Origin of the sequence: Bradyrhizobium sp. NBAIM03 (genome assembly GCF_020194055.1) — a bacterium.
GTDB classification, from domain to species: domain Bacteria; phylum Pseudomonadota; class Alphaproteobacteria; order Rhizobiales; family Xanthobacteraceae; genus Bradyrhizobium; species Bradyrhizobium yuanmingense.
In genome coordinates this window covers 1-399 of sequence record NZ_JADYVS010000252.1, presented here as the reverse complement: position 1 = coordinate 399, position 399 = coordinate 1, and the positions used below count along the sequence as shown (strand labels likewise).

The 399-nt window shown below is 57.4% G+C and carries 1 protein-coding gene; it reads left to right on the top strand.

Going from position 1 to position 399, the window contains the following annotated elements; translation table 11 throughout:
- A partial coding sequence (locus I6F21_RS38375) for a condensation domain-containing protein (protein WP_225184471.1) occupies positions 1–399 on the top strand: 399 nt, incomplete at both ends.

Below are 399 nucleotides of genomic sequence, written 5' to 3'. Positions count from 1 at the left end.
GGTTGAGACGCCCCCGGAAACGCCACACTTCACCACCTTCAAATCGACGATCGGCAAGACAGAATGGCAGGCCGTGAAACAGCGCTGGCAGCAGCAAGGCGTCACACCGTCTGCCGCGCTGCTCACGCTGTTTGCCGCCACCCTTGAGCGCTGGAGCCGTACCACAACATTTACGCTGAACCTGACGTTCCTCAATCGCCAGCCGATCCATCCGCAAATCAACCAGTTGATTGGTGATTTTACCTCCGTCACGCTGGTTGATTTTAACTTCTCAGCGCCGGTGACGTTGCAAGAGCAGATGCAACAGACCCAACAGCGCCTCTGGCAAAACATGGCGCACAGTGAAATGAACGGTGTTGAGGTGATCCGTGAGCTGGGCCGCCTGCGCGGATCACAACG